The sequence below is a fragment of the Methylomonas sp. BG-2 genome, assembly GCF_057766305.1.
In genome coordinates, this window is sequence record NZ_JBYMAP010000280.1 from 1 (window position 1) to 4,764 (window position 4,764).

Here is a 4,764-nt window from a genome sequence, read left to right on the forward strand (position 1 = left end):
CCCAAGCGGGAATTCGAGCCGCGACCGGGAAAACTCCGAGCCAACCGAGTTAAGGACCGGGGCGCAATACCGCCAACATCACTTCGCCTTTGGACTTTCCGACTTCATCGTCATGAAAATGACAATAGGTTTTCAGAAATACACAACGCGAGGTTTTTTTAACGGTATGAATACCGAATGTACCGTAGAACCGCTTCGCATTAATCAGACTTTGAAAGCCCGAATTAAGATTGGCAATCAAGAAATTCGAAAGCTGCTTTTCAAAAAACAACTCAGGATCGTAGTCAGCCAACTCCGGAATCAAGCCGTTCTTGATACAGTAGCCCAAATGAACATAAGCAATTTGGTTGTAGCAGATATTATATTCAACGGCGTTGAAATGCCCGGTGTCGTCGATGTAACAAGACTCCGGAATTGAAAACTCGCCATTCATCAGCATACCCTGGACTCCCAAGTCTTCCTGCTGTTGAAAATAGGCTTTTTTTAAATATCGACAACTCTCCCGATAGGGCGTCAACACGGTTTTGACAAATGAAGCGTCAATATCCTTTAAACTGAGCGCTTCCCGCTCCGGCAATTCCAGAATAGAAGTCATTACTTAATTCCCACGTAAAACGGTAAGTCGTCGTAAATCCCGATTCGGTAGCTTTTGCTTTTCTCTCCGGGTTGTATGGTTGACGCTTTGTGTACCAAGGGGCGGTTATCCCAGATAATCAAATCACCTTCTTCCCAATAATGCGTATGAATATGTTCGGGTTTTTCCGCAAAGTCGAATAACGCTTGCATTACGCGCTGATTTTCTTCGTAACTCAGTCCGGCCAGTTTAGTGGTGAAGCCGCTACTGATATAGAGGATTTTTTCACCGGTGACCGGATGTTGAATCACGGCCGGATGGTTAACCGGCGGCACTTCGTTGTGAATCCGATCGAGCAATTCGGCGAGTGACTTGTCGATATCCGACGCTTGAACTTTATAGCGCAATTTACCTTCGTGAACCGCGGTAGCCGTTTCGACGTAAGCTCTCAGTTCATCCGGCAATTTACTGTAAACCGCCGCCATATCGATATAAGAGGTTTCTCTCGCCGATTTTGGAAACACCAACGGATAAATCGACGTAAACGACAATGGATGATTTTCGAAGGCACAATCAGTATGCCAATAGCGCCCGGTACCGGAAACTCCAAGCTTTTTGCCGTCGGCTTCTATCACATTCGACGACACGAAAACTTCCGGATGGTTAGGGTGGTGATATTGCGGCTGAAAATATACTTGCGGACGACCGAGTTTCCGAGTGAATGCAACATATCTTTCAGCATCCAGCTCCTGACCACGCAAGACCACCAGTTTATTTTTATATATCAACTGCCTGATCAACGCTAGTTCCGGCGCGTTTTCGGGCAAACTATTGACATCCAAGCCAATAACTTCGGCACCGATCCTGCCCGGCTTAGCTTCGTTAATTTCCAACCCCTTAGTCTGAGTAATCATGCGCGTTTCCCTTGGTAATAATAATATGAATAAAACAAGTATCGACGACGGAAACCGTCAAGAGGTTAATCGCCGATGCCCACGTAAAACGGCAAGTCGTCGTAGATACCGACCCGGTACATTTTGCTGGTTTCACCCGGCTTGACACCGGAGGCCTTATGTATAACCGAGCGGTTATCCCAGATAATCAAATCGCCTTCTTCCCAATAGTGAGTGTGTATGTGCTCGGGGCGTTCGATAAAATCGAATAGCGCTTTTAACGCGTTCTGATTTTCCTCGTGAGTTAAACCAACGATTTTTGTCGTGAAGCCGCTACTGATGTAAAGCGAAAACTCGCCGGTTACCGGATGCTGGATAACGGCGGGATGCTCGACCGGCGGGACTTCACTGTCAATCCGATCAAGAAGTTCGGCCAACGACTTATCGATATCGGAGGCTTGAACTTTGTATCTTAATTGCCCCGCGTGAATATAGATTTTATCGTCGACATACTGTCTTAAATCAGCGGGCAAGTTTTTCAACACTTCCACCATGTCGATGTAAGAAGTTTCCCGCGACATTTTTGGGAAAACCAAGGGGTAAACCGAAGTGAATGACAAAGGGTTCTTTTCGAATGCACAATCGGTATGCCAATATTTTCCGGTACCGGAAACACCGATTTTGTTGCCGTTTTGGTCTGGCACATTCGAAGACACAAAAATTTCAGGATGATCCGGATGGTGGTATTGCGGTTGGAAATAAACTTGCGGCCGTCCGAGTTTACGGGCGAATGCAACGTATTTTTCTTCATCCAACTCCTGATCGCGCAGTACCACCAGTTTGTTCTTATAAATCAAGCTACGTATCATGCCCAGTTCCGGCGCGTCCTCCGCCAGCCCGTTGATATCCAGCCCACGAATTTCCGCGCCTATTTTTCCGGGTTTTGATTCGATCACTTCCATTTCCAAGGTTTCAACGCTCATACATACTCTCCTATAATCACAGGTGAAGGTTTTATAAATTTCCAGGCGGTTCAAATCTCATCAAATACCCCGCCAATACGCCTTAACGAAACCCCGTCGCGACCAAAATCCGCGTCGCGCTAGTTGACTTGTCGAGATTGACTGGCCCAGTAAGGCATTCTTAATTCCCGCTTTAATATTTTTCCGCTCGGGTTCCGAGGCAGTTTCTCGAGAAAATCGATCGACTTTGGCGCCTTGAAGTCAGCGATTCTATTTCGAGTAAAGTTAATCAATTCGCGCGCTTTTATCGCTTGGCCGGGCCGTAACACGACAAACGCCTTGACGACCTCGCCCCAGCGCTCGTCGGGTATGCCAATGACGGCGGCTTCCGCGACGGCTTCGTGCTCGCACAGTGCCGCTTCAATCTCGGCCGGATAAATGTTTTCGCCGCCGTAAATAATCATGTCCTTAAGCCTGTCGCAGATATACAAATAACCTTCCGCGTCGAGGTAGCCGGCATCCCCGGTTTTTATCCATCCGTCCTCCGACAGGCATTCCCGGGTTGCCTCTTCGTTGTTCCAATAACCAATCATATTGGCGGGCGACCTGATCGAGATTTCGCCGATGACATTGGCCGGCAAGGCATTTCCGGAGATGTCCGACACGCGTATTTCCACGCCGGGCAACGGTCTGCCGGCGGATTCTTGTCGCTTGGGATAGGCCGGCGAGTGATCTTCGGGGCGCAGGCAAACCGCCATATTGCCGGTTTCGGTCATGCCGTAGATTTGGAAAAATCCGCAGTTGAAACGCTGCATGGCCTTTTGCAGCAAAGCCGGCGCGATGGGCGATCCGCCATATAAAAAGCCCCGCACCGACGATAAATCGGTGGTTTCGCAGGAAGGTTCCGCCAACGTGGTTTGAATCATCGCGGGCACCATCGGCACTTTGCTGATCCGGTGGCGTTCGATCAATTCCAGCACCTTCCAAGCAACAAACGTATCGATAATGAATCCTTGCGCGCCGGCGATAAACCCCTGTATCGCCCACCAAATTCCACCCATATGAAATTGCGGCAGCGAAATCAGCAATTTGTCGTCCGGATTCAAATTCATCCAATGGTCGCCTTGCTCGCGCATCCCCCGCATCAGCCGAAAAAACGAATAATTTGGCAACTGCACCCCTTTGGGATGCCCGGTCGTACCGCTGGTATACATTTGCACGACGACTTCTTCCGGGGAATAAGTCAGATCGACGTCATTCGGCGAATATTGATCCCGCCATTTTTGAAAATTCGAATGCTCCTGAAATTCGGCATCCAATACGATAATCTCGCGCAAACTCGGCAATTCGTTTTTCACCGCGCCGATTCTTTCTAAGAACTCCCGAGAGACAAACAAAATCTCGGCGTTGCCGTGCCGCAGAATGTAATGAATTTCCTGCGGCGTCAGCCGCCAGTTAATTCCGATTAAAACCGCTCTGGCTTTTGCGCAACCAAATAGCACTTCGTAACTATTAATACCGTCCTTGCTCAATATCGCGACGCGCGCCCCCGGCTCTATTCCAATCGCTAGTAGTCCGGCCGCTATTTGATTAGCGTGTTGGTCGAATTCGCGATACGTCAAACTCTGCTCTTCATATACAAAAGCAATCGCATCAGCATAGTATTGCGCTTGCCAAGTCGATATTTCGGCGAGAGTTTGCGGTGGCTGCTCGGTCATGATTTACAATAGATTGGTAAACGTTGCCTCAATCTTTTGCAACCAATGTGCCACAAAGTAAAGTCACGCGGCAAAAATCAGCCATCGCGTGCATAACAACATGAAATGTATATATTATTCCCCGCCAAAAACCTGGCTAAAGACAGCTATTCATGCCTAACGTGGCAGACATGTGGGCCTGCTGAACGGTTTTTCGCGCCGATCAGTTAAAAAAGCGAGTGATTTCACCTATTTTTATTGCGTTAAAACACATAGCTTAAGAAAACCCGACTGGCTTTGCGGCAGATGGATTCACCCCCATTCAATCCACGCCGCAACCACGAGCAACGGCCCTAATCCGTAGGGTTGAATTCAATTTTCCAACTATTAATTAACACGTTCCATCCAAATTAGATTTAATTGAATAGAGGGGTTATTCCGCCGTTTAATTAAAGCCGAATCCGCTGGGCGGCGGTCGATAGCCTTCGCTGACCCACTGTTGCTGAACGGCGGCTTGCGCTGGTTCGTCCAACGTAAAACGCGCCAACGTTCCTTGCGCAACCGCTTTTATCTCCGGCTCTTCATCCGGGTTTTGCAAGGTTTCGAGTAAGGTAGCCCGCACGTTCTCGTAGGCAAAC

The 4,764-nt window shown here is 48.5% G+C and carries 5 protein-coding genes; all 5 read right to left on the reverse strand.

Annotated features, from left to right (window positions below):
• Window positions 1-49: 49 nt before the first annotated feature.
• The gene (locus AC3B8H_RS18640; protein WP_488443032.1) at window positions 50-595 is read right to left on the reverse strand and encodes an FcoT family thioesterase; all 546 of its coding nucleotides are present in this window, start codon (window positions 593-595) and stop codon (window positions 50-52) included.
• Entirely contained in the window at window positions 595-1,488 is an 894-nt protein-coding gene (locus tag AC3B8H_RS18645) for a TauD/TfdA dioxygenase family protein (protein WP_488443033.1), read from the reverse strand. Before AC3B8H_RS18645 ends, AC3B8H_RS18640 begins: the two co-directional genes overlap by 1 nt.
• A 65-nt stretch (window positions 1,489-1,553) precedes the next feature.
• Window positions 1,554-2,504, reverse strand: coding sequence for a TauD/TfdA dioxygenase family protein (locus AC3B8H_RS18650; RefSeq protein WP_488443034.1), 951 nt, complete (start codon window positions 2,502-2,504; stop codon window positions 1,554-1,556).
• 65 nt (window positions 2,505-2,569) lie between these two features.
• Window positions 2,570-4,147: a fatty acid--CoA ligase gene (locus AC3B8H_RS18655; RefSeq protein ID WP_488443035.1), complete on the reverse strand. Its 1,578-nt coding sequence runs from the start codon at window positions 4,145-4,147 to the stop codon at window positions 2,570-2,572.
• Between the two features lie 424 nt (window positions 4,148-4,571).
• Window positions 4,572-4,764, reverse strand: a 193-nt coding sequence (locus tag AC3B8H_RS18660) for a hypothetical protein (protein WP_488443036.1), incomplete at its 5' end; no start/stop codon positions are given.